Raw genomic sequence first — 26246 nt, forward strand, 5'->3', positions numbered from 1 at the left:
GTCGAGAGGCTCCAGGTGCGCAGTGCGGTTGAAGTTCTCGTAGGATGGGAACAGGGGACCCACGATCGGGCATGATCGTTTTCATCTCAACCACCCCTTCTTGAACTAGTACTGTGCTGCCGGGGGAACAAGCGTTGAAGAAGATCGTCTCAGGAGTGATCACTGCTGCGCTCGCCTTGTTGTTGGCGTTCACCGATGTGGTCGGGGGTGTGACGTCGATCTCCGCGGCGGTCGCCGCAGACATGCCGGCGATCACGCTCAACGGGACGGTCGCGCAGGGAGACCCGGGGTATCTCAACCCGAAGGCGGTCGTGCTCTCCTCGGGTACGGAGACGCGGGTGAGCTACCGCCTGGTGCCCGACTACGCCTCGGGTGAAGCCGTGGGAGTACAGGTCAAGATCTTCCTGCCGTCGCTCGAGTACGTGGATGGCGAGTATCGGGTGCTGGGCCGGGATCGGGCGCCGAGCGAGCTCGGCATCCAAGGCCGAGTGGTCGCAGGCGGCGGATGGCATGTGGTCTCGGACACGACGGTCAGGGGCGGGCCGGTCATCATGGAGTACGACGGCAGCCTGGGCGCCGGAGCGAACCCCGCATTCGACCTCTACCTCACGACCTACAACGACGGGACGGACGGGCCGTACGGGGGAGTGCCGGAGGGCACGAGCTTCGAGCTCAACGGCTTCGTATCGTACGAGATGTTCAACCGCGTCGAGGGATCGTCGTGGAGCACCCCGTACGAGCTCGACGACGAGTCACGTGTCTCGGTCATCTCCTCCGATCTGACGTGGGAGACCGACATCCAGTCGTACGTGCCGGGAGGTGGCCCGGATCTCGTGCCCATCTGGGATCGCTACCAGTACATCGACTACGTCTACTCCATCACCAACACCTCGGAGAACGTCGCCTCGAACATCGACGGTTACTCGGCCACGTTCGACATCGACTCCACCGCCAGCAACGTCAACGGCATCATCCCGTTCGACATCAACCGTTGGGTCTACAACGAAGACGGGCCGCCTACGGTCAACGACGACCTCAACTACATCTCGGGACAGTTCGTCGGGGTGCCGGGCCAGGGTGGCATCCTCATCTACGACGTGACCGACTGGGACGGCGAGAGCGAGCTCACCGACGAGATCCCGTACACCTATTCGGGCACTGGCCTGGTCACGATCGATCGCCAGCACGGCGCCGCCAAGCAGGAGCTCACCCCCGACGGCGTAGCGGGTGCGACCGAACGCAAGTTCCTCATCTCGCTGCCGCTGAGCCGTCAGGGGTTCCCCAACCCGCCGACGAACTTCAAGGTGGCGGCGATCACGAACGTGCTCTTCGCGAAGACCGCCAACTGGGCGAAGACCCGCGTGGTCGAGCGCGAGATCGTGCTGCCCGCCTACGACTTCGCCTTCACGCACACCACGCGCCAGAACGATGTCGTGTACGGGTACGAGACATACAACGAGATCACGGATCTCCGCAGCGACTCCAACGCGCCCGTGTTCGACCCCGTTCTCGCTTATCAGGTCGACGAGGACTTCGCGCTCGACCGGGTCACCTACGAGTTCGATCAGACTGCCGCGGAGTCATTCGAGAACGCGGAGATCACATACTCCTACATCGATGAGGAGACGGCGGAGGCGGTCACCAGGACCATTTCGCCGATCCTCCGCGAGCAAGACGAGGACACGGGGCTCGTGACGCTCACGTTCGACGTCTCGGAGCTGCGGGAGCTCGACTGGGATCGCACCCTCTCGCTGAGCCTCGTCGACCGCGTGGAACCGGGGTCGACGCTTCCCCTGAGCATCAAGGTCTTCGGCGAACCCTACCGGGTGGGCGAGATGGCCTCCCAGGCGACGGTCACCTACATCGAGAAGATCGCGAGCAACGACGACTTCGGGCAGAACACCACCTACACCGAGGTCGAGCATCAGACCGCGGTCGACACGAGCTTCAACGTGATCTACCCCGAGGAGGTCATCCCGAGCATCCAGGTGAGCATCGACGGCAAGGGCGCCCGCGCCACGGTGCCGTACGAGACCGCGAGCCTCATCGACTTCCTCTTCGGTGTGAACGACACGGTCGCCGAGAACTCGACCACCACTCTCGTGCTGAACACCGACGCGGAGAGGGTCAAGAACGCCGAACTGATACTTCGGGCGGCCCTGTTCGAGCATGCCCAGAACCTCCGGGTCTCTTACGAGACCATGGACGGCGACATCGAAGAGATCGACCTCAGCGCGTACGCGGGCACCGGAGACTTCAACGTCGCGCTTCCCGAACGGGCGGCCAAGGTCATCATCGACTCCGACGAGTTCGCCTCGAGCGGCTCGGCCAACTTCGTCTCCGTCTCGGCGCAGATCGGCCACGGGCTCGACAAGCTGCACACCGTCACGGGTGAGATCCGCACCTACCAGCCGAAGCCGTACGACAGGGACACCACCCGCACGGCGACCGGAACCATCGACATCCAGCTGCCGAACGAGCTCGTTCCCGCGGTCGACGTCATCGGCGTGTACGGTTCCCGCAAGACGCAGACGACCACCCACGTCGGTTACGAATCGACGTTCGGGGTCGAGTATCAGCTCGACACCCGAGGAGTGAACTCGCCCTCGTCGGAGTACGTCATCGACACGCTCGCGCCGACGAAGTCGGGCTCGCTCGAGTTCCGCAGCATCTCCCTGCAGGAAGCGCTGCTCGACAGCATCACCGACCCGAAGGTGACCTTCGTCGACCGTTCGGGCGACGAGCAGGAGTTCACCTCGTCAGAGGTCACCTCTGACGAGGTGACTCTCGAAAACGTCGCCAAGATCATCGTCTCGGGTGAGAACCTCCGTCTCGACGGGCTGCAGACGATCGCGATCGTCGAGTACAGCGCCGACATCGAGATCGGCTCGTCCCAGACGGTGCGCGCCACTTTCTCCGGCACTCAGGAGCCTCCGTACGAGAACAGCAAGACCGCGACGAAGAACAACCAGATCATCGTTCGCGAGACCAAGACGGAGGTGCAGGTCGAGGGCGTCAATCAGGTCAACAAGGGTCTCGGCGTCGGCAACGACTACTCCGTCGACATCTATCGCTGCTGGTCTTGCGGAACCTGGTACGGTACCGCGGATTACACCCTTGACCAGGGCTACAAGTCGCTGGGCGGCTTTACCTCGACGGTGACTCGCCCGACCGCAGCGTACGACAACAACGATCAGCGGGTGACCGTCGAGGCCGATCTGCCCTACGAGCACTTCGACCTGTACTACCTCAAGATCCGCGAGGCGCTGCAGCCCTACATCGACACCGTCGACGTGTACCGCGTGGTCGACGGCGAGGAGGTGCTTTGGAAGTCGGTACCGGGCAGCGAGTGGGTGAACAACACCCAGGAGGGCTCGGGATTCTGGCGGATCAACACGGCTCGCCCCGATATGACCGATGACGAGCTCTTCGCCACCTACGACTCGGTCGCGAACGTCAGCGCTCACCCTTACTACAAGGGAGCGTGGGAGCCGGACGTGCGGCCCGAGGCGCCGGTGTCGCGCGTGGAGGTCAACCTCCGATTCACCCGCGAGAGCAACGACGCCGTTCCGCAGCTGGCGGGCACGCAGCACGACGTCGTCGAGTACATGGGTCGTTTCCATTCGTCGTCGCCCGGACGCAAGCTGCCCACCGTGCTCACCACGACCGATTCCTTCGGCGCGAAGCGCGTGCTGACGCGAACGCACACCCACTCGGTCAACTCCCTCGTCGGGTTCCCCTATGCGCAGACCAGGACTGGTGCGAACGACAATACCTCGCTCTCCAACAAGGTCGTCGTCATGGGCGGCGTCGGCGAGTACCTCGCCAGCATCTGGAACGTGAACAACGCGGGCTGGTCCAACTATTCCGGCCACGGCCCCGATGTCTACTCACCCGCCAGCACCGAGTACGACGAATGGCTGGGCCTGTATGATCCGGCATCGTTCCACGACCAGCTCGTCTACGAGTTCGTGTATCCCGACAGCCCGGACGACGACGGGGTGTACAACCTCGAGGCGAGGCACGTCGTCATCGCAGACACGAGCACGCTGCAGTACCTGACCGGCGTGCGTGCGACCGGTGAGAGCGGCGAGTCCGTCTCGATGCGGTTCGATCAGCCGCTCGCCGCGGCGGCAAGATTCGACTACGACAACACCCAGCCGCCGGGCGTCTACGACGACGGAGACGGCACCTTCACGATCTCATTCGGCCCCGATGGCGGCTATCCGCAGAAGTTCGAGGCGTTCTTCGAGCAGATCGAGGGTTTCGGCGAGCGGACCGCCGAGATCGACGGGGTGGCGGCGAACACGCTCGGCGCCTCGCCCGCCGAGGTCGACGTGCGCGTCGGCGGTGTGGTGAACGGCAACCGGGCGCTGCGGGGCACGACCAATCTGTACCGCGTGCCGAGCGACACCGAGCAGAAGACGCTCCTGCACACTTCGAGCGCGACCCTCACCGGGTACACTCCGAAGCTCGGAGCCGAGCTGGAGATGAGCTTCGACCAGCTCAAGGTCTACGACTACGAGGCCGACGGCATCACCCCCAACACGACTCGTCTCGCAGTGGGCATCAGGAACAGGTCGGAAGCGGACATCAAGGACGCCGTCATCAATGTGCGCCCGGACAGCGCGTTCCGCAGCCGGCTCATCGAGATCCCCTCCGATATCTTCGCGGGAGGGGAGTGGTCGGTGAAGTCGGTCGTTGTCACACAGGGCACCCAGAACGTCACGCTCGACCTCGCACAGTTCACCGACGCCGGGAACGGCTTCCACGTGCTCGACCTGCAGGCGCTGTTCGACGACGGCACGCTCGCCACTCAGGACGACGGCGTCACGCTCGGCGGTGCCGCGACGTTGCACCGGCAGCACCTCGACAACATCGCGGTGTCGTTCCAGCCGAAGGACGACTCGATCCGCCTCTGGGGCTCGCTCGCGCAAGCGGACACCGCTGAACCGCTGCCGACCCGGATGCGGGAGGGCGGCGATGTGTTCCTCACCGGCGTTTGGGTGGACGACGACGGCACCGGGCCCAGCTGGAACTCCAAGCCGTCGTTCGTCACGGAGCAGAGCAAGGGCAGCAATGAAGTGGTCATGCGCTACAGCTCCTTCACGACGAGCGCCGTGGTGACGTCGTACCAAACGATCTTCGTCTCCGAGGGGAGCGGAAACCGGGGCGAGAGGCCCACACTGACCCTGGCAAGCGCGTCCGGGCACGCCGCCCCCCGGCTGTACACTCGCGTCGCGCGGATGAACATCAACGCGGTGCACATGCAGAACGACTTCTCCGAGGCCGACGCGACGAACCTGTTCTACGACGCCGACACCGACGCGCAGATCAGCTACACCAACATCGCGGTGGGCGACACCGCGAAGGTGCTCTACGAACTCCGCAATGTCGGTGCGAGGGCGCCGGATGCCGCGTCGCCGGGCTCGCTGCCGATCTTCCAGCCGGTGGCCCACATCGAAGCGCCGGCGGGTCTCAGCATCTCGGGGGTGGAGGCGACGACCGATTTCCTGCGCGCCGACGCCAACCGCGAGGGCCTCGTCGAGGGCAGTCCGAGCTCGGACGTCGCCGTTTCCGAGGGGGCGGTGACGATCACCAAGCTCAACAACAAGCGCGCCGACGTGGCGTTCGACGTCACGCTCCTCGACGGAGAGTCGGTGTTCTTCTACGTCGAGTACACCGCGACGAACGACTTCGGGGCGGCGCTCGGCGCGACGCAGGGCAGGAACCTGCAGTGGAACGTGTACGCGCGCCCCGCCTACACGCACCACTTCATGAGCTACGACAGCGCGGGCCTCAACGGCAACCGAGTCGCAGGCACGACCGCCGCGGTCAACTACGACGACCACTCCATGGTCGAGCAGCTCGGCCGCGTGTCCAACCACAACTACCGCTACGCGGATCCGAATCAGCTCGTCATCGAGAGCCGCTTCAACTCCGAGAATGTCTCGGGGCAGGAAATGACGCTGACCGTCAGGAACATCCGCAACGAGATCCTGCACGACAACACGCAGCTCGACCTCTACCTGACCCTCGACAAGGGCGCGCTCTCGGCCTTTGAACTCTCCGAGTTCCCGACGCCCCAGTACCCCGACGGCTTCACCGGTACATTCGGGCAGGGAGAGAGCGGCATCGCGGCTCCGAAGGTGTTCTTCGCACACGGAACCGAATGGGTGGCTGTCGAGCGTTTCGACCCCGACGTTCACTCCCTGGCCGAGATCAATGAGCTCAAGGTCTCCTACGGCATCGTCCCGGCGACGGATCCGAGCACCGGCTCGACGTTCGAGCCGAAACCCTTCGATATTCACGGCATCGGCCACTGGAGAACCGCTGACGCCCAGACGACGAAGTCATATGTCCTCACATCGCAGGCCCGCACCGTGCTCACCCATCAGGATGATGAAGAGAGCCCGGTCGGGGAATACGCATACCTCACCGAGGCCGGTCAGCGCGTGTACAAGGCGATTCCGACGGTCGAGTTCAACGTCCAGTCTTTCGGCTCGCTCGCGGAAGCGCAGTCGCTCTACGACGGCGCGGCGGTCGGCAAGACCGATTACCTGCCGGGAGACAGCCTGTTCTACAGGTTGACCGCCAAGAATCACACGACCTATCAGGGCACGAACACCAATACGCCGTACGGGAAGGCGCCGCTGCGGCATCCCGTGATCTTCGACAAGATCCCCGAATACCTGAGCACCGGGCTGATGGAGCACGTGAGCGAAGGCGTGCTCGACGTCGAGGCCGCGATCGCCGCCGGCGTGCTGGAGATCGAGGTGAGGGATGCCTCGGGCGATCCGCGGCCGGCTGGCTACGCGCTGCCAACAGTCACCGTGCAGCGCGTGCAGGGGCTCGACATCGCGGGCTCCCAGCGGTTCAACAACGGGCGCCACAATGACGGCTGGGGGCTGATCTCGACCGCTGAGCCGGTAAACACGACGGTCAACCCCGCCGATGAGATCCAGTTCGACGTCTTCACCTACGATTTCGACTCCGAGCAACTCGGACGCGGCGAGCAGATCGAGATCATCTACGGCGCCCAGGTGCGCAGCGACAATCTGCCGGTCGCCCGATACACGAACGGCAAGTCGGTCTTCGCGCCCTTCTTCGGCTGGTACGGCAGCAACGTGCCCGTCGCCAACTCCGCGATGAACCACTCGATGGACATGGCCTCGCTGCTGCACGACGCGGGCATCTCGGGCGATCGCGGACACGAGATGACGCAGGCGGAGTTCCTCTCCAACTCCTTCTCGTGGCAGCCGGGCGCGAACGGACAGCGTCGCCAGCCGACGAACTCGTCCGGCTCCTACACGCAGGCGACCTTCTACGACGACTCGGCGAACAAGCGGAAGTCGCACACCGCCTACCTGCGCGAGACCGCGTCGAACGACCTGTACACGACGTTCGCCTCATCGGCGCTCGATGAGAACTACAATCTCGCCTCCAAGGGGCGAGTGAACGACGGCGCCGTGCCGTTCGACGAGCGGATCATGTGGGCGCAGGACGGCATGCAGCTCAACCGCGCGTGGCTGTACGGCGCGAGCGAGATGCTCCCCGACACCCAGCGAGCCGCCTACGGCGTCGATCCCGCGAATTTCTACGAGCACGACGGCACGCTCAACTCCTACAACCGGCATCGCCTCGGCTACACCCCGTACGTCGACGACCCCTATACCTACGCGGTGCAGCTGCACGAGCAGTTCACCGTACGCCTGCACGCCGCCAACCTGGGCGACCGCCCGATCGGAAGCGGGCTCGAGTACACGGAGATCCTTCCCCTGGGCATCACCCCGTTCGACGAGGCTGGCGACCTACTCGGCATCACGGCCTTCGACGGCAGAGGCACCGCGATCCCGAGCGCCGATGTCGTCTATGAAGTGATCCAGACCCCGGAGAGCGATCAGGGCTACCGCGCCCCCGCGCAGTCCCAGGAGGCGGGGAGCTACGCCGAGGCCTCCCGCGAGGACGGGATCCCCTACGTGGTCAGGGTGCGCGTCGCGAGTCCCGTCGGCGGGATGTTCAACTCGCCGGGCGCGAGCGCGGCCGACAAGTATCAGCGCGTCGACATCCGCGTACAGGTATACGACGAGCTGCCTCCCCTCGAGGGAAGCAATATCTCGTACTGGCACGACGAGTTCACGCTCACGAGCGTCGCTGAGGAGCCCTACCTCGAGACCTACACTCAGGAGTACGGGGCGTTCAACAGGGCGATCGGCACCTCCAACACGGCGCGCTATCCGAACGACGGCATGGCCCAGGGCATCGAAGTCAACGATCTTCTCTACGATTTCGGCACCTATACCTCGTACTTCTCGATCGAACCGTGGGGCAGGTACGTGCGTGGGCTCAACGCCCAGGCCACCGCGACGACCTCAGGCGGGAAGCCGGCACTCGTCACGGGCGATCAGATCGCGATGCGCAAGCCCACCCTCCGCGTGTGGAGCAGCCCGTCGAAGGACGGCTACGAGGGCGTTTACGATACGACGGTCGAAGACTTCAGCGTCGACCTCTACGAAGAGTTCACCATCCGATCGACGGTCGAGAATCAGCAGCTCGAGGTGCTGGGAGAATACAACCGGGTCAACAGCGGCTACAACCGCTATTCGGGCGACAACTTCAACGACGACATCTGGAGAAACGCGCCCCAGACCATCGGCGGCGCCCGCGGCTCGTGGTTCGAACCGACGGTCACGATCGCGCTGCCCTACGGCGTGGCTCCCGTCCTGGAAGACGGCTCGTACGGTCGCTACTACCGCGACATCGATGAACAGCAGAACGTATCGTTCACCGCGTCGGTGAACGACGTCACCTACAACTCGTCGATTCCCGCGAACGACGTGACGGAGCAGTTCGACGTGAAGGTCGAACTGCTCGAAGGGACTGCCGGCAAGCGCTTCGTCCTGCACTTCACCGTCAAGCGGGATCGGGCAGCCGACGTCGCGTACGGTCAGTCGCTGGTGGTCTCGCCCCGAGTCGTGACCATCGACACACCGGCCTTCGGTCCGGACACGGATGACAGCCGATACGGAGAGGTGCTGACCCTCGCCAACACTCAGCGCCCGGTGTTCAACCCGGTCGTGTCGGGGCAGTACACGACCGGCTCCACGCCCTCTCTGAGCGCGCGCGATCAGGGCGTCTCCTCAGCACCGAACAATGTGAAGTCGTCGAACGGCCTGTCCGTCACCGCGAACGATCGCACTCGGCGCGACTCGACGAGCACGTGGAGTACCAACATGGGCGTGCTCAAGATCACCGAGCGCCTCATCTCCGCCACGCAGAGCTACGATGACGACACCGAGATCGCCCTCAACGACAACATCGGCTGGAAAGCGAGCGGAGAAGCCCTCACGCCGGAGGGACTCGACAGCAAGCACCAGAAGTCCGGGGCCTACGGAGGCACCTCGATCAATCTGAGAAAGCCGTCGATCACCAACACGACGAAGCTCGCGCACTACGCCGATTCGACCGAGACCGACCTGCTGAGGGTCGATGCGGCGGGCAAATTCTGGTACTCGACCGAGGTCGCGAACGCCCCGGAGAGCCACGCGAACCCGTATGAGGAGATCAAGACCGCCGGCGACGTGCACAACTCCCGCTTCGTCGTCACTCATCACGTCACCAACTTCGCGGCGGCGACGGGCGAGGTGCGCCTCAGGATCGGTGACGACCTCTACGACCGCGCCGCCTTCCAAGCGCTGGGGTACACGGTCGAGCGCCTGACGCCGGGCGAACTCGAGGTCGATGAGCATCGCGACCGCATCCAGTGGCTCGTGACGACCCCGGTGAACGAGCGCGGCACCCTCGGACAGCTGAAGTCGGGCGAGAACTTCACGCTGCTCTACGAAGTGCAGATGGTCGGGGGCTACGAGGACAATGTCGCCTCCGAGGATGACGTATGGAGTGCAGACGAGCTGATCGCCGACTCCTACGTCTCACTCATCACGGACGACACGACGCTTGTCCAGGCAGGAGCGGCTCAGGACCCCGAAGACTTCATCGTGCAGTCGCCCACCTCGATGCGGTACCACACCTACGCCTCGGACCCCGGGGCCGGCATCGACATCGACGGCAACGGAGATCTCGAGGGCCGCTACGCCGCAGACGACGTCGAGATCGAGATCCTCAAGCCGAAGGCCGAGGTACGGGTGAACACCACTCGTCCCCGCATCGCCTACTCGAACGGCCTGTCGGGAGACACGTACTTCAACTCCTCGGACATCATCGAGTACCTGGTGACGCACGCGCGCAACGTCGGATCCGGCCTCAAGGAGTTCGTCGTCGAGAACATCGTGCCGACGCACGAGACGAACGACAGCACCGTCTCGCTCAGCAACCTGCCGATCTCCACGAGCACGCTGTACACGTCCTCCGGTGCGTGGGAGTTGCCGCAGGAGACGCTGGACCGACTATCCGCCGACGGTATCACCGTCGATGAGGCGTTCAGAACCTATGTGTACGTCTCTCACGAGCTTGCCGAAGACGGCTACGAGGGCGGCAGCTGGACGCTGCTCAACCCTGGAGGCACTTCGATCCTCAGCAACGAGCGCTTCGACATCCCCGGTTCGGAGCGATCCGGGCTCAAGAAGATCCGCGTCGTGGTGAAAGCGCTCCAGCCCGATCGGTACCTGGTGCCGCAGGGGCTGGGCCTCGACATCGACGCCGACCCCGATACCGACGGGAAGCAGTCGGTTCTCGAGACCGATCCGACCAACCAGAGCATCACTCAGTACCCCCAGACGGTCTCCGACGCCGCGATCCAGCTCGGCATGCGCATCGCCTCGAACGCGAAGTCGACGCTGTTCGTGTACGGCACGGCTCAGGTCTGGGGCAATTACGTGGGCACGAGCGTGTCGAAGCTCGCGCAGAGTCAGACCCGGTCGTACCTCACCCCGTCGCGTCCGGTGGTGAACGTGAAGTACGACGCGCTGTACTACCGCAGCGACTCGTCTCGCCCGGTCGACGAACGGTTCGGCTGGTCCGACATCATGGCGATCGCGCCGAAGTCGTCTCCGCACCTGAAGTTCAAGAGCGAGTTCATCAACGCCGACGAGACGATGTGGTCGCGCGACGAGGACAACACCTACTCCGAGGACACGCTGGTCGACCCCTTCGTGACGTTCCAGCTGCCGTCGGTGATGGAGTCGGGCGGAGCGTTCACCTACGTCCCCGCCGATGAGATCACGGCGGGTCACCCGCTGAGCGACGAGCACCGATCGCGCTACTCGCTCACCGGCAATGAGAACAACCTCTGGACCTGGAAGCTCGTGCGGGCCGACGGCAGCGAGGCGAGCCCCGACTCCCACCTGCGGCACACCGACATCTACTCGGGGCCCTGGGACGGCTTCGACAGGAACGTCGTGTCGATCTGGTTCACCGGGAGCGTGTACCCCGGCGACAAGATCGTCGTGGAGTTCATCGGCTCGGTCGACGCCTACTCGCCCGGGGCCGATGCGGAGGATCTGAAATCGCGTGCGGTGATCACCAACAGCACCGGGCTGCTGTACCCGCTCAACTCGCAGCAGAACTCGGCGAACCGTCTGGGGTACTCGACCGACTACAACGACTTCAACAAGAACCAGCTGCTGGTCGACCGCCTCGTGTTCTCGGAGAAGACGCTGTTCCAGTACGAGACCTACGACAACTTCGGCAAGCGCAAGGTCGCCTTCTCCGACCTGAACCGCGCGGGAACCGTCGCGCCGGAGATGACCCCCGTGCGCCAGGGCGGCGACTTCTCGTTCGAGGTCTCAGTCGACAACTCGAAGGAGGTCGGAGACCGGCCCTACCCCTACCCGATCATCTACGACGTGCTCCCGTTCGCCGACGACACATCGATCAGCAACTCGACCATCCCGCGCGGATCGCGCTACTCCGCGTGGCTCAAGCCCGACGGCATGAAGCTCGAGCGCGACGGCGCGGAGAAGAAGACATACCTGCCCAGCGAGTACACGGTCTACGTCGGACCGCTGACCAAGCAGGGCGGCGAGATCGTCGAAGCCCCCATGGTGCCTCACGCGGAAGCCGCGAGCGAGTCGTTCTTCGACTCGCTGGGGCTGCCCGGCCAGCCGTCGGCGGTGAGGGACGGCCACTTCGTCACGCTGGACGAGATCAAGGACGACCCTGAGCTGCTGAAGAAGGCCAGGACCGTTCTCGTGCTCTTCAACAACGGCGCCGAGGTCCTTCCCGGACAGAGCAAACTCAAGTTCACGTACGACATGAAGGCCCCGCTCAACGCGCCGACCTTCCTCGAGCAGTTCGACGAGCCCGAGAAGAAGCGGGACGCGGCGCTCTGGAACTCGTTCGTCGCCACCCAGCGCGTGAGCCGCTTCATCCCCCAGGAGTCGAACACCGCCGGCGCCTACGCGATGGAGAAGCGGGATCACGTCTACATCGGCAACTACGTCTGGAACGACGTCAATTACAACGGGCTGCAGGACGAGGGCGACCCTTTCGCCGACGCGAACGGGCGGACGCTGCTCGATCCGACGAAGGATCTGAACTTCGACGGGCAGATCGACGACCCCGGCATCAACGGCGTTCGCGCAACCCTGCTCACGCCGAGCGGATACAACGTCGATGCCCTGGGCAACCCGATCCATCGGGTCTCGGACCACTGGGAGATCGTGGACGAGGACACCGGCGAGTCGGTGCTGGACGAGGTCTTCCAACAGCCGATTCGTTCGGAGGGCCCGCTCGTCACCGTCACCGAGACCGACTACCACGGCAACGACGGCTACTACACCTTCTCGAACATCCAGCCGGGGGAGTATCGCGTGATGCTCGAGTTCCCGAGAGCGTACGATCGGTTCTCTGCGACCACCGAGGAGGTCTTCAAGAACTCCAGGGTGCGGGTGTACGCTCCTGGAGAGCAGCTCGACATCCCGGCGGAGGTCGACGATGAAGCGCTGGTGACGATCACCGACGCTGCTCGTGTCGAGGTCGACACCACCGACGAAGAACGCATGAGCTTCGACTTCGGGGTGGCGCAGAAGGTGCGCGTCGGAGGCACCATCTTCAAGGAAGACATCGCCACGCTCGACGGATACCAGGCCGGCGCCACCGAAACCGGCATCGAGGGTTATCACGTCTACCTGAAGCGCATGAACGGCGAGACCGCCGTCGACGCCGACGGCGACCCCCTGGTGGCGGTCACCGATGAGCAGGGCAAGTACGCGTTCGACCTCCTGCCGATCGACCGCCAGTATTACGTGCAGGTGACCGATCAGCACGACGGCTTCAGCACCGAGTGGGTGGTGTCTCCGTTCGTGCACCACGTCGACCCCTTCGCCGAGGCGAACGACAACGACGGGTCGACCGAGAAGGGCTCGAAGACCGTCAGAACGAACACGCTCCATTTCGACCTCGAAGGTCTCTTCGGAACGGGCTTCGCCGACCGCGAGTCGGTGAGCATCGGCTTCTACGAGAAATCGACCTACGGCGTCATCGGCAATCGCGTGTGGAACGATCTCGACCGCGACGGCATCCAGGACGAGGGCGAGCCCGGCGTCGAAGGGCAGACGCTCCGTCTCGAGCAGTACGTCCGCGACGGCGGTGAGTGGACGCGCACTGCTTTCAGCGACACCGCGGTCTCGAACGCAGACGGGTACTACTACTTCATGAGGGTGCCCAGCACCGTCTTCGAGGACGGCCGGCCCGTCGACACCGCGTATCAGGTGGTCGTCGACGAACTGGTCACCGGGTACACCTTCGCGCTTCCGCACCGGCAGTCGAACGCCGGATCCGATCCCGCCGAGTCCGATTCCGACTTCTTCAAGAACGGAACCATGCACGAGACGGCCGTGGTCGGCGAGTACCTCGTCAGCATCGCGGACCTCGATGACGCTACGGGGGTCATCTCCGGGCTCGACGACAACACGGTGGACCTCGGGCTCGTGCCGCACGCGCGGTCGACCCTCTCGGGTGAGGTCTTCATCGACTCCGACGGCGACGGCGTCAAGAACGATGCCGCCGAGGCCGATGAGATCTACACGGCCGCTCTGGAGGTGCTCTTCGGCGGGAACTGGGTCGAGGTCAGGCAGGATGCGGATGGGCGCATGATCGAACCCGCCTACGCGCAGGCGTCGGATGCCCCCATGACGCAGACCGGCGTGGCGTCCTACGCGTTCGAGAACCTGCACATCATCGACTCGGAGCAGCGCGTCCCATACGAGTACCGGGTGAGGGTGAGCCAGGTTCCGCTCTGGCAGCAGGTCACCGGGTTGCACGTCGGCGACGACGAGTCCGAGGATAACGACTTCGTGCATGAGACGAGGGGCCTCTACAACTCCGCGGTCTCCGACGTTCGCGTACTCGGGGAGCTGCAGGAGCAGCTCCTCCCGATCGAGACGTTCGAGGGGATCCCGGCCAGGGATGTGGACCTCGGCGTCGTCAACCTCAAGACGCAGGCCAAAATCGGTCATCGCATTTGGAACGACGTCGACGGCGATGGCATGCAGGATCCGGGAGAGCCCGGCATGGACGGAATCCGCGTGGTGCTGAACCGCCTCGTGGACGGCGAGCTGATCTACGTCGCAGAAACGCGCACCGGCGCGGATGGCGCGTACGAGTTCACCGCCGACGTCGCCGACCACGATCCCGTGAGCGTCGGGTTCAATACGCCTCACGTCTACGTCGTCGAGTTCAACCTGAGCTCGCGGCAGACCCTGTCGCCCATCGGCTCCGGCAGCGGCGCGACCGACTCGCGGTTCGTGAATCTGATCACCGCGGGCGGGGCTCTGTACGACCACGGCATAGCGGATTCCCGACACACGGCGGTCTCCGAGGAATTCTCGCTCGTGGACGTCGACGGGAGCGGTTATGCCCTGTACGACACCGCCGGCGCCGTTGACCACATCGACGGCGGTGTGATCACGCACGACACGGTTCGAGTGATCGGCGACACCGTCTACGACGACCGGGACCGCAACGGGGTTCAGTCCGCCGACGAACCAGGGATCGGCGGCCTCAACGTGCGGATCTTCAAGCTGAACAGGGACACGGGTCTCTGGGAGGCCTACGAGGGGCCCGACGGATCGTCGACCATCACCGACGCGCGCGGTGAGTATCGGTTCTCGGTCGAGGTCGCCGACCTCGACAAGGACTCGGCCCACTACCGCTCCGCCGAGGAGTACCGGGTGCTCATCGAGGCGCCGGCCAACATGCGGCTCGTCGAGGTCGACAACGTGTTCTTCTACCAGGCCGCCGCCGATGTCGACGGGATCGCCATCGCCAAGCCGCACAGCTTCGTGCTGTCGGACGCGATGACCCTGATCGACTCCGGCGTCGACGGCGTGGATCTGAACTCGGCCCGCGATGTACTCACGGCGGACGCCGGCTTCGCGGTGTTCGACGCCTCGGTCACCATCGGTGGACGGATCTGGAACGACGTCGATCTCAACGGTCTGCAGGACGCCGGAGAGCCCGGGATCGCGGATCGTACCGTGCTGCTGTGGGAGCTCGTCGATGGGGAGTGGGCGCAGGTGGACGACCTCGAAGGCCGCGGACGGGCGGTGACGGCCGCCGACGGCGGGTACGCCTTCGAGGTGAGCCCCACTCACTACGATGAGAACGCACCCGGATTCCTGGCGCCGCGCGAGTACCGGGTGACCACCGAGCGCGAGGGCTATCACGTGTGGTCGCCGCTCAACGTGGGCGACGACCCCGCCATCGACAGCGATGTGCGCCGGGCCGCACCCGAGTTCGGCACGCCGTACACCGGCGTCACCCGCGTGTTCTCCGTCGCCGATCACGACGGCGCCATGGTGGACATCACGAGCGTTCGCGATGACCTGCGGATGGACATCGGCCTCAAGGTCTACGACCACCTGGGCGTGATCGGCGGCGACATCTGGGAAGACAGCAACGAGGACGGGGATCGCCAGGCCGGCGAGCCGTTCCTCGAGGGCCGGCAGGTGACGCTCTGGGAGAGGGCTGAGGGCGAGTGGACGATCGTCGAAGACGCCCACGGCTATTCGACCCGGATCACCGATGAGCGCGGGCACTACGAGTTCGAGGTGGAGCCGACGACCTACGACGTGGAGTCCGAGCGCTACCTGCAGCCGAGAGAGTACCGCACCACGGTCGAGGTGCCGCAGGGATACCGGCTGAGCGATGGCAGCCGCACGGCCGCGCTGCACGAGCAGCTCGCGACATCGCTCACCGCGCAGATCTCCGAGCTCGATGTCGAGGGCAACGTCGAGCTGTCCGAGACCCGCGACGATCTCACGCTGAGCTTCCCGTTCGCGCTGGTGCCGGCCGACGCCGATCTGGCGCTGACAGGAGCCCGCCTCAATGTTGTCTACGCCGCACTCGTCGTCGCACTCGGAGCGGTCGTCGTGTTCGTCGGGGCGAGACGTCAGCGCAAGAATGCGCGTCAGGAGCCGTGATGGAGGAGAACGCAGTGACGGGGCGCGGCAAGCACGCGGAGGCGGGGGAACCCGGGGGCTCCCCCGAGCCCCGCGGGGAATCTCGGGAACCCTCTGACGATGCCCGGCAGGCGCGAGCCGAGGCTTCGAGGCCGACCCGCTCGAGACGCAGGGCCGCGTGGATCGCCACCGCAGTGGCTGCCGTGGTGGTACTCGTGCTCGCGGCGCTGCTGTCGTGGAATCGGCCGGCGGGTGGCGGGGAGCCCGTCACCGTGGGCGGGACGGAGTACACCACGAACATGCGGATGGACGAGCGCGGCGGATACGTGTACGTGTACGTCCCTGTGAACTCTGACGTCGAGGAAGTGGTGGTCGAGGTGGACGATGAGCAGGACAACCGTGAGATCCGGAGTTTCCTCGACTCCCTCGACACCTTCACGCCGGGGGAGCACGTGCTCGAGCTGAGCGACTCGAACCTCCACTTCATCGTGGACGGCATGGCAGAGGAGTGATCCTCGTGCGCGGCCGGAATTGGTCGTAGGCTTTCCGGCTGGTTTCGGATAGCTTCGAAGTGTGAGCCACTACCTGATCTCGTTTCCGAGCTCGGCACTCGACTGGGTGCGAGACGAGCAGCTGTGGGCCGAGATCGAGCGCACCTCGCGCGAGGTCATCCGCGAGGCGAAGGCGGCCGGAGTCTACGTCTTCGGCGGCGGGCTCGATGACACCGTCGCCCCCGTGAGGATCGCAGCCGACGGTGCGGTCTCCACGGATCTCTACCGCGAGACCCGCCTGCTCGACGGCGGCTTCTGCGTGCTCGACCTGCCGACGCGGGAGGCCGCGGAGGAGTGGGCCGCGAAGCTCGCCGCCGGCTGCCACTGCGACCAGGAGCTGCGCCCGTTCCACGACGACCCAGAATCCTGAGGGCCCGCACCCCGCAGTCGGCCGCCGCAACCCGCGTACCGTCCCTACCCGAGCACCGTGAAGCCGCGTTCGAGTGCTCCCCGCCCGGTCAGCGCCTCCAGGATCCGCGCTCCATCGCCGTTGTCCACCGCGAGTTCGGCGGCGAGTACCGCCGAGCTCCGGAGCGCGGGCAGCGGAGGGGCCGGATCGACCCCCGCCGCCCGCGCGATGTCGACGCCGTGCACCACCAGCTCGAAGGTGCGCGTGGGCAGATAGTCGCTGAGCCGGATCCCGCCCACGATGCACGTGATCATCGGATCCCCGGCGCCCCGTACGAGCTCGAGCACCCGATCGGCGATCTTCGAGAACGCGGCCGCCGGATCCGCGCCGAGCGCTTCGCCCGCGGCCACTCCGCGGGCGTGCACGTCGGCCGGATCGGCGCCGGGCATGTCGCGGGTGCGTCTGAAGTATTCGGCGGGGCCCGAGATCTCCTCGCGCTGCGCGGGCCTGCCGAGGTACTGCTCCACCGTGAGGAGCGCGCGGCTGGTGTGCCCGACGAGGGCCCGCAGATCCCAGTCGCCGAGACCGGGCGCCGACCAGTCGGGATCGCCGAGACCCGCCACGAGGGAGCCCGCCCACCTGGCGGCCGCGCCGAAGTCGCCCTCGGCCCTCGCGGCAGCTGCGGGCCGGCTCGCATCCGCGCGGGCCGCGGTCGCCGTCGATTCGGGGTCTGGTGCGTCGCTCTGCATACTCCTAGTGTGGAGCCGGAGCGAAAGGAGCGCCAGATGGCTGATGCGACGAAGGGGCCGAAGTCGTACTTCCCGTCGATCGAGGCGAAGTACGGCAGGTCGATCGACGAGTGGATCGAGCTCTTGCGCCCTCACGCGGGCGAGAAGCACATGGAGCAGGTCGCGTTCCTCAAGGAGCAGGGGATGGGGCACGGCCACGCGAACGCGCTCGTGCACGTCTTCCGCGCCGAGCACGACGGGGCGTAAGCCTGTGCGGCGAGCGCCGGGACTCCGCATCGGATCCGCTCGCGGTGCGAGCGGCAGGGCGCCGGCCCGACCGGCCCCGACGAGGGTCGAGCCCGGGAGGCCCGCCCGATCCCGCCCGCCAGTATCATCGGGGACGACCTGCGAGAATGGAGCCCCATGAGCGAGAACGAGCAGCCCGGCCTGCCCCCGTGCCCCGAGTGCGCGAGTGAGTACGCCTACGAGTCCGGGGCGCTGCTCGTGTGCCCGATGTGCGGCCACGAGTGGGCCGCAGCCGAGGCAGCCGAGGGAGGAACGGACGCCGGCGAGGGATCGCGGTCCGTGCGCGACGCCGTCGGCAACGTGCTCTCCGACGGCGACTCCGTGACCCTCGTGAAGAGCGTCAAGGTGTCGGGCGGCGGCGGAGGCACCATCAAGGCCGGCACGAAGGTGAGCGGGATCCGGCTCATCTCCGACGGCGTCGGAGATCACGACATCGACGCCCGCGTGCCCGGTTTCGGCAAGCTGCAGCTCAAGTCGAGCGTCGTCAAGCGCGCGAACTGAGCATCTCCGGGTGCGGAACCCGTCGCTGCGATCCGTATCGGGATGCAGCCGTCACTTGGATCCACGATCCCGACTCGCCCCGAGCGCCCGTGAGATACGTGGCGCATCGGGGGTTCTGCATCTCGCCGGTCGCGCGCATACTGGGAGGACGGGCAACCGACGCCGAAGGAGCATGTCATGCCGCACTCACTCGCAACGTATATCGCACTGCCGGGCACGACCGGCGAGGCCATGGAGCACTGGCACGAGGTCTTCGGCGGTGAGCTGGAGATCCTGAGATACGGCGACATGCCCCCGATGGAGGGCATGCCGTTCACGCCCGACCCGCGAGCGGTGGCCCACTCGACGCTCGTGCTGCCCCGCGGTGCGGGGGTGATCGCGGGCGGCGACTCGATGGACGACGGCACCGACTACCCGGTGCGCGGCACCGCCTACTCGCTGCTCTACACGACCGACACGCCCGATGAGGCGCAGGGGCTGATCCAGAAGCTCATCGACGGCGGCGGAGCGACGGGCATGCCGTTCGAACAGGCTCCCTGGGGCGACTGGTACGGCCAGGTGTTCGACCGCTTCGGCGTGATGTGGGCGTTCTCCTGCGAGCGCGCCTGACACGGCGCGGTAGCGTGGAGGGGTGACTGCCGAGACTCGACCCCGCGTGCACTCCGTCGTCGTCGGCGATGCCGCGACCGAGCCGCGCCGCCGCGTGGTGTTCCTGCACGGCCTCTTCGGTCGCGGCAAGAACCTGATGCGGATCGCCGCCGGCCTCGAACCGGAGGCGCGCAGCCTGCTGGTCGACCTGCCGAACCACGGCCGGTCGGCGTGGACCGACACCTTCGACTACGTCGAGATCGCCGACCTCGTCGCGGAGCATCTGCGGGCGTTCGCGGCGGAGGGCGGCGCGGATGCAGCTGAGAGGGCCCCGCTCGGGAACGGCCGCGGCGCGGGATCCGGCGGCCCAGCGGCGGACGACGCCCGCGTCGACGTGGTGGGGCACTCGATGGGCGGCAAGGTGGCGATGGTGCTCGCGCTGCGCCACCCCGAGCTGGTGCGCCGGCTCGTGGTGATCGACATCGCACCCATCGCCTCGGGATCGTCGCGCGGGGAGTTCCGCCACCTGCTCGACGCGCTCGCCGCGGTCGACCTCGCCGCGGTCGAGCGCCGCACGGACGCCGATGCGGCCCTGCGGGCGGCGATCCCCGAGTACGGGGTGCGCGGCTTCCTGCTGCAGAACCTGCGCCGCGGCGACCACGGCTTCGAGTGGGAGCCGAACCTGCGGCTGCTGCGCGAGCAGCTGTCCGCGGTGATGGGGTTCCCCGACCTCGTGGGGCACCGGTTCACGGGCCCGGTGCTGTGGATCGGGGGCGAGCGCTCCGACTACATCTCGGACGAGGACGCACCGGTGATGCGGGCGCTGTTCCCGCGCACGGTGCGCATGACCGTGCGCGGCGCCGGGCACTGGGTGCACTCCGAGAAGCCCGACGAGGTCATCACGGCCCTGCGCACGTTCCTGCTGAGCGATCCCGACCGCGACTGAGGCCTGCGCGGCTCTGCAAGGGGGGTGCGGGCACGCGCGGACGGGGTCATCATGGAGGGACCGGATCGAGGAGGCGCCATGAACCCGCAGACCGTACGGCAGGAGACCTGGAACGGGCTGCTGCGCGAGCAGATCGACTGGCACTGGGCACACCAGGTCAGAGCGCGCCTCTCGGGGCTCGCCGACGACGAGTACTTCTGGGAGCCCGTGCCCGACTGCTGGAGCGTGCGCCCGCGCGAGGAGAGCCGCGCGCCGGTGCAGGGAGGATCCGGATCCATGGTGATCGAGTTCGCCATGCCCGAGCCGGATCCCGCACCCTTCACCACGATCGCCTGGCGGCTGGGGCACGCGATCGTCGGGATCCTCGCGATGCGCAACGCGTCCCACTTCGGCCGCGAGCCCGTCGACTACTTCACCTACGAGTACGCCGACACGGCCGAGGGTGCGCTGCGGCAGCTCGAGGAAGAGCTCGCCCGCTGGCAGGCCGGCGTGGAGTCGCTCGGCGAGGAGGGGCTCGGGCGCCCCTGCGGAGACGCCGAGGGCCCCTACGCGGAGTGGTCGATGGCGGGTCTCGTGCTGCACATCAATCGTGAGCTCATCCACCACCTCTCGGAGATCTGCCTGCTGCGCGACCTCTTCCTGCACCAGAGGATCGCGCGGGACGAGCGGGCAGAACCCGACGAGCGGGATGCCCGGGACGAGCAGGCCGAGCCGGAGGAATGATACATGGATCTCGGTTTCGCAGCCGTGCCGGGCGGCGAGACCTCCGGCGTGCTGCTCAGGGTGAACCGCGGAGAGTGACGGTGCCGCGCGCCGCCGCGCGGCGCCCCGCTGCGCCGGAGCGGGCGGTCGCCGCTCAGTTCTCGCAGAGGCAGAACGGGTGGCCGGCTGGATCGAGGAACACCGCGAAGGTGCCGTCCTCGCTCGGCTGCACGGGGTGGCGGGTGGCGCCCGCCGCCTCCGCTACGGGGCCGGCCTCGGCGATCGAGTCGACGAAGAGGTCGAGGTGGGCCTGCTGCGGGATCGGGCCGTCCGGCCAGTCGGGCGCCCGGTGATCGGGCACCCGCTGGCAGGCGATCGCGAAGCCGGTGCTCTCGCCCTCCCGCGGAATCACGTCGACCCATCCCGGGTCGTCTTCCGAGGAGCTCGTGCGCCAGCCGAGCAGGCGCGCGTAGAACTGCGCGAGGGCTGCGGCGTCGGGGCAGTCGAGGGCGTACACGTGGCGGGTGGTGCGGATGGAGGTGCTCATGCCCGGCAGTGTAGGTGGGATCACGGGCGCGCGGAAGGGCCTTGCCACGCTGCGCGCCCGTCCCCCCGAGCGAGAGTCTCAGGGCGCTCTGACGTCGGCCCGCTAGCCTGGCACCATGAGCACAGCCGCGGGGGACAGTTTCGACACGGGTGCGGAAGGCGACGGTGCGAACGACGAGATCACCATCTCCGCCAGTGCCCTGCGCACCCTCGGCGATCAGATGCAGCGCTTCCTGCTCGAGTACCGCTTCGCCATGCAGGAGATCGAGACGAAGCTCGCGATCCTGCGCGAGGAGTTCCTGCACATGCACGAGTACAACCCGATCGAGCACGTCTCGAGCCGGGTGAAGTCTGTCGACAGCCTCGTCGACAAGCTGCAGCGCCGCGGCCTGGGCACCGACTTCGACGAGATCCGCCGCGAGATCCACGACATCGCGGGCGTGCGCGTCACCTGCGCCTTCATCCGCGACGTCTACCGGCTCTTCGACCTGCTCACGCAGCAGGACGACATCACGGTGCTCGAAGTCGAGGATTTCATCGAGCAGCCGAAGCCGAACGGCTACAAGAGCCTGCACACGATCATCTCGGTGCCGGTCTACCTGTCGAGCGGCCGGGTGGACGTGCCGGTCGAGGTGCAGTTCCGCACCATCGCCATGGACTTCTGGGCGAGCCTCGAGCACAAGATCTACTACAAGTACGCGCGGCAGGTGCCCGACGCCCTGCTCGCGGAGCTCAAGCACGCGGCCGACACCGCAGCCGAGCTCGACACCCGTATGGAGCGGCTGCACGTGCAGGTGCACGGCGAGCCGCCGCTGCACACGGCCCCGATCGACCTGAGCCGCCTCGCCGACCGGGTGCACCGGGCGTAACGGTCGACCCGCGGGCACCCGGTCGACTGCACGCTGTCGCGCCGGCGCATCGCGGCGCGGCTCGGCCGTCGTGCGCGGTCCGACCTGCCGACGGGCTCCGAACGCGAGCCGCGCGAGCCGAGCGCGGCGCGCGTGCCGGCGCCGCGGTAGGGTCGAGACGTGGAGAGCGAGCACCTGCCAGGCGGTTCCGGCGGAGTATGGCGCAGGCGCGCCCCGAACGGCGAGATCCGGGTGCACCGCCCCACGGGCCCCTGGACCCCCGCGGTGCACGCGCTGCTCGCGCACCTGCACGAGCGCGGGCTCGACGGCATCCCCCGCGTGCACGGCATCGACCCCGACGGGCTCGAGGTGCTCGACTACCTGCCGGGCGCGACGCTGGACCCCGAGACGCAGCAGGCGAGCGACCGGGCGCTCGCCGAGGCGGCCGCCTGGCTGCGGCGCTTCCACGACGCGGTGCGCGACTTCCGCCCGGGCGCCGTGGAGTGGCGTCAGGGCGAGCAGGATCTGCGCGACGACGAGCTGATCTGCCACAACGACCCCGGCCTCTACAACTGGGTGGTGGCCGACGGCGACTTCGCCGGCATGATCGACTGGGACCGGGCCGGACCCGGCCGCCCCATCGACGACCTCGCCTTCCTCTGCTGGTCGGGGGTGCCCCTGCTGCGCGAGATCCCGGTCGCCGATGCGGCGCGCAGGATCGCGCTCGCCGCCGACGCGTACGGCGGGATCGGGGCGGAGCGGCTGCTCGACGCGGTCGACGCGCGCATGGATCTTATCGCTCAGCGCTGGCGGGCGGGCATCGAACGAGGCGACCCCGGCACGATCGCGCTGCGGGAGTCGGGTGTGATGGATCGGCACCTCGCGCGGGTGCGGGGGTTCGATGCCCGCAGGGAGGCGATCCGCCGCGAGTTGGAGAGACGCGACGGATGAGTGCGGCCCCGCCGCGGGCATGTGCAACACTGGGAGCGGGGACTACCGGGGAGGGCCGTTCGCAGCGGCCTCGTGAGGAGTACGAGCATGACGAGTACGGGTACGACGGGAGCATCCGCGACCAGGCTGGGTCTGGCCGACGGCGGCATCGAGACGGCGCTGACCGAGCGGCTGGGGCAGCGACTGCCCGAGTTCGCGGCGTTCACACTGCTCGACTCGGTCGAGGGGCGGGAGGCGCTGCGCGAGTACTATCGTCCGTTCCTGCGCCTGGCGGTCGAGCACGGTCGCCCCATCGTGCTCGACACCCCCACTTGGCGATCCAACACCGACTGGGGCGAGCGCCTCGGCTACGATCAGCAGGCGCTCGACGCCGTGAACGCCGACGCCGTGGCGCTGCTGCGAGAGCTCGTCGAAGACGAGGGCGACGATTCGATCGAGGCCGTCGTGAACGGCTGCGTCGGCCCGCGGTTCGACGATCACTACATCGAGGGCCGGCGCATGACGGCCGCCGAGGCCGAGGCCTATCACGCCCCGCAGGTGAACGCCCTGGCCGAGGCCGGCGCCGACCGAGTGACGGCCGTGACGACACTCGACGCCGCCGAAGGCATCGGAGTGGTGCGCGCGGCGCAGAGTGCGCGCATCCCCGTCGCGGTGTCGTTCGTGGTCGGCGAGGACGGGTTGCTGGCCGACGGCAGCACTCTCGCCGAGGCCATCGCCGCCGTCGACGCGCAGACCGAGGCCGGCGCGATCGGCTTCCTCGTGAACTGCGCGCACCCCACGGCCGTAGCCGAGGGTCTCGAGGTGTGCGGCGCGAGCCCCGAGCTCTCCCGCCTGATCGGGTTTCGCCTCAACGCCGCTCACGACGGCGACGAGGGCCCCGGCGACGGACCCGAGTCGTTCGCCGAGCTCGAGGCCGGCCTGCGAGAGCTCGCCCCCAACGCGAGCATCTTCGGCGGCTGCTGCGGCACCGACACCCCGCACATCGCGGCCCTCGCATCCCGGCTGGCCTAGCGCCCCACTGCGGGGCCGCTCCGCTGCGCCCGGGCTTTGAATCGGCCTCGCCGGTTACGGGACGACCGCTTGTTGTGGTTAGGCTGGTCTCGTGAGTAGAGACCCATTCGAGGAGCTGTTCGGGCCGTCGAGCGGCGACGCCCCCGAGCCCGCACCGGCGCCCGTGCCCGCGCGCGATCGCCTGGCGTACGAGCAGGCCGAGCGGGTGCGCACCTCGCAGCTGCCCGCCGGCAAGCGCACGCCTCCGGCCGGTGTCGACGCCCACCCCCGCGATCGCTCGGCGCAGGCGAAGCCCTGGATCGTCGTCGGCATCGTCGCGGTGCTGGCCATCATCGCGTCGATCGTGATCCTGAACCTCGCGCGGGGTTCCGAGCAGGCGCCGCAGCCGACGGCCCAGCCGACCACGCAGGCTCCCACGACCACCTCGCCGACCACGCCCGCGGATGATGATGACGACGACTCGGATGCCGAGCAGCCCGAGGGCCCGCCCGCCGTCGATGTCGGAGCCACCTACGACATGGCGATCGGACCATGGGATGCGACCTCGCAGATCTCGCAGCGCTTCGGATCCATCAGCTTCAACATTCCCGACGGCACCAACCTCGTGCTCACCTCGGACCTGCTGAACTCCTTCCCCGAGTCGTGCGCTGCGATGCGCCAGGGCTGGGGTGCCACCAAGACCGGCGCCGGCTATGAAGTGCTCAAGCCCGCGGAGCGGTGCGCTGAGGCTCCCGAACTCTACGACGAGGTCTGGGGGCTCGTCGACGCCTGGGTGAAGACCATCCGCTGAGCCAGTCACCCGCGCTCGTCCCCGCCCGAAGCCCGTCACCGGCCCGGCGCCGCGACGGTCCCGGCGTGCGATCGTCAGGCGGCGAACAGAGCGGGCCAGAGCGCGACGGCCAGGGGATAGCCCGCGAAGCTCACGATGTCGAGCAGCCAGTGCGCGACGACGAGGGGGAGGGATCGACCCCACCGCTGGTACGCCCAGCCGAAGACGAGGCCCATCACGACGTTGCCGATGAAGCCGCCGAAGCCCTGGTAGAGGTGGTAGCTGCCGCGCAGCAGCGCGCTCGAGACGACCGTCGCCACGGGGCCGACCCCGAGCCGGCGCATCCGGTCGAAGAAATAGGCCACGACGATCAGCTCCTCGCTGAGCGCCGCCCTGAGCGCCTGCAGCACGAGCACGGGAACGGTCCACCAGAACGCGTCGAGCGCGGTGGGCACGACGGTCGTGTTGATCCCGATCCCCTTCGCGAACAGGTAGAACCCGAGGCCCGGCACGCCGATGAGCGCGGCCAGCGCGAAGCCTCGGCCGGTCTCGCGCAGCCACCACCCGCCCCGGGATCCGTTCGAGCGCTTCGACAGCGGCGAGGGGCGACGCTCGGTGAGCCCCGGCGCCGGTCTGCCGAGGCCGAGCCCCGCGAGGTGCGGCCGGCGATCGCGCCACAGCAGGAAGATCACGAGCGCGACGGGCGCGAGCCCGAACACGAAGGCGAGCAGCTGGTAGACCAGGTCGAAGACCGGGCTCTCGGCGAGCGGCCGGTTGATCGTCGCGGTCTGAGACGACAGCGCCGCCTCGCGCGTCAGCCGCTCGATGATCGTCACCACCGCGTAGACGCCGGATGCGCCGAACGAGAGCGCGAGCACGATGCCGAGTTCCCAGCGCAGCCGCGCGGGCGAAGAATGATCCGTCACCGCACCAGCGTATGAGGTCGCGCGGCGCGACGCACCTGCGGGCCCGCCGCGGCGATTCCACAGGCACGCTGGACGGGGTTCGAACGCCGTCCATCCCGGGAAGATGGAGACTTCGCACAGTGCGGCCCGGGGCCCGAGCGCGAACTTTCTCGGACTCCTACAG

Annotated in this window: 15 protein-coding genes; 12 read left to right on the forward strand and 3 right to left on the reverse strand. The window is 67.3% G+C overall.

The features are described 5' to 3' along the window. Window positions 1-134: 134 nt before the first annotated feature. The 3 genes from H490_RS18955 (at window position 135) to H490_RS18965 (ending at window position 17282) form a co-directional block, all read left to right on the forward strand. Window positions 135-16382 carry an SdrD B-like domain-containing protein gene (locus H490_RS18955; protein ID WP_152424162.1) on the forward strand — a complete coding sequence of 5416 codons (16248 nt, stop codon included), beginning with the start codon at window positions 135-137 and terminating at the stop codon, window positions 16380-16382. 173 nt (window positions 16383-16555) lie between these two features. After that, window positions 16556-16873: a hypothetical protein gene (locus H490_RS31940; protein WP_128386336.1), complete on the forward strand. Its 318-nt coding sequence runs from the start codon at window positions 16556-16558 to the stop codon at window positions 16871-16873. Between the two features lie 61 nt (window positions 16874-16934). Then, on the forward strand, window positions 16935-17282 hold the full coding sequence (locus tag H490_RS18965) for a YciI family protein (RefSeq protein ID WP_017882984.1): 348 nt from the start codon (window positions 16935-16937) through the stop codon (window positions 17280-17282). A 44-nt stretch (window positions 17283-17326) separates the two neighbouring features. On the opposite strand, the gene H490_RS0115510 is transcribed toward H490_RS18965, so the two are convergent. Next, entirely contained in the window at window positions 17327-18010 is a 684-nt protein-coding gene (locus tag H490_RS0115510; protein ID WP_017882985.1) for a maleylpyruvate isomerase N-terminal domain-containing protein, read from the reverse strand. Window positions 18011-18046: 36 nt separating this feature from the next. On the opposite strand from H490_RS0115510, the gene H490_RS0115515 reads away from it, so the two are divergent. From H490_RS0115515 to H490_RS18985, 5 genes are all read left to right on the forward strand, one after another. Further along, window positions 18047-18256, forward strand: coding sequence for a DUF4287 domain-containing protein (locus tag H490_RS0115515; protein WP_017882986.1), 210 nt, complete (start codon window positions 18047-18049; stop codon window positions 18254-18256). A gap of 156 nt (window positions 18257-18412) precedes the next feature. After that, a complete protein-coding gene (locus H490_RS18970; RefSeq protein ID WP_017882987.1) occupies window positions 18413-18796 on the forward strand; it encodes a zinc ribbon domain-containing protein YjdM in 384 nt (127 codons plus the stop codon). 177 nt (window positions 18797-18973) lie between these two features. Next, on the forward strand, window positions 18974-19405 hold the full coding sequence (locus H490_RS18975; RefSeq protein WP_017882988.1) for a VOC family protein: 432 nt from the start codon (window positions 18974-18976) through the stop codon (window positions 19403-19405). A 22-nt stretch (window positions 19406-19427) separates the two neighbouring features. Beyond that, window positions 19428-20330 carry an alpha/beta fold hydrolase gene (locus tag H490_RS18980; RefSeq protein ID WP_202950816.1) on the forward strand — a complete coding sequence of 301 codons (903 nt, stop codon included), beginning with the start codon at window positions 19428-19430 and terminating at the stop codon, window positions 20328-20330. Between the two features lie 78 nt (window positions 20331-20408). Then, the gene (locus tag H490_RS18985) at window positions 20409-21053 is read left to right on the forward strand and encodes a DinB family protein (RefSeq protein ID WP_017882990.1); all 645 of its coding nucleotides are present in this window, start codon (window positions 20409-20411) and stop codon (window positions 21051-21053) included. Between the two features lie 133 nt (window positions 21054-21186). On the opposite strand, the gene H490_RS18990 is transcribed toward H490_RS18985, so the two are convergent. Continuing rightward, a complete protein-coding gene (locus H490_RS18990; RefSeq protein WP_017882991.1) occupies window positions 21187-21579 on the reverse strand; it encodes a VOC family protein in 393 nt (130 codons plus the stop codon). A 115-nt stretch (window positions 21580-21694) separates the two neighbouring features. On the opposite strand from H490_RS18990, the gene H490_RS18995 reads away from it, so the two are divergent. From H490_RS18995 to H490_RS19010, 4 genes are all read left to right on the forward strand, one after another. Beyond that, on the forward strand, window positions 21695-22447 hold the full coding sequence (locus tag H490_RS18995) for a GTP pyrophosphokinase (RefSeq protein WP_017882992.1): 753 nt from the start codon (window positions 21695-21697) through the stop codon (window positions 22445-22447). A gap of 159 nt (window positions 22448-22606) precedes the next feature. Beyond that, the gene (locus H490_RS19000) at window positions 22607-23377 is read left to right on the forward strand and encodes a phosphotransferase (protein ID WP_017882993.1); all 771 of its coding nucleotides are present in this window, start codon (window positions 22607-22609) and stop codon (window positions 23375-23377) included. An 87-nt stretch (window positions 23378-23464) separates the two neighbouring features. Continuing rightward, window positions 23465-24388: a homocysteine S-methyltransferase family protein gene (locus H490_RS19005; protein ID WP_017882994.1), complete on the forward strand. Its 924-nt coding sequence runs from the start codon at window positions 23465-23467 to the stop codon at window positions 24386-24388. A gap of 91 nt (window positions 24389-24479) precedes the next feature. Further along, window positions 24480-25178: a hypothetical protein gene (locus H490_RS19010; protein WP_152424163.1), complete on the forward strand. Its 699-nt coding sequence runs from the start codon at window positions 24480-24482 to the stop codon at window positions 25176-25178. A 74-nt stretch (window positions 25179-25252) separates the two neighbouring features. On the opposite strand, the gene H490_RS19015 is transcribed toward H490_RS19010, so the two are convergent. Further along, the gene (locus tag H490_RS19015) at window positions 25253-26083 is read right to left on the reverse strand and encodes a CPBP family intramembrane glutamic endopeptidase (RefSeq protein ID WP_017882996.1); all 831 of its coding nucleotides are present in this window, start codon (window positions 26081-26083) and stop codon (window positions 25253-25255) included. Window positions 26084-26246 lie beyond the last annotated feature (163 nt).

This window comes from Leucobacter sp. UCD-THU (assembly GCF_000349545.1).
GTDB classification, from domain to species: Bacteria; Actinomycetota; Actinomycetes; order Actinomycetales; family Microbacteriaceae; genus Leucobacter; species Leucobacter muris.

Coding starts and splice junctions, on each gene's coding strand:
- H490_RS0115510 (WP_017882985.1), bottom strand. CDS start 18,010: ATGCAGAGCGACGCACCAGACCCCGAATCGACGGCGACCGCGGCCCGC.
- H490_RS0115515 (WP_017882986.1), top strand. CDS start 18,047: ATGGCTGATGCGACGAAGGGGCCGAAGTCGTACTTCCCGTCGATCGAG.
- H490_RS18970 (WP_017882987.1), top strand. CDS start 18,413: ATGAGCGAGAACGAGCAGCCCGGCCTGCCCCCGTGCCCCGAGTGCGCG.
- H490_RS18975 (WP_017882988.1), top strand. CDS start 18,974: ATGCCGCACTCACTCGCAACGTATATCGCACTGCCGGGCACGACCGGC.
- H490_RS18985 (WP_017882990.1), top strand. CDS start 20,409: ATGAACCCGCAGACCGTACGGCAGGAGACCTGGAACGGGCTGCTGCGC.
- H490_RS18990 (WP_017882991.1), bottom strand. CDS start 21,579: ATGAGCACCTCCATCCGCACCACCCGCCACGTGTACGCCCTCGACTGC.
- H490_RS18995 (WP_017882992.1), top strand. CDS start 21,695: ATGAGCACAGCCGCGGGGGACAGTTTCGACACGGGTGCGGAAGGCGAC.
- H490_RS19005 (WP_017882994.1), top strand. CDS start 23,465: ATGACGAGTACGGGTACGACGGGAGCATCCGCGACCAGGCTGGGTCTG.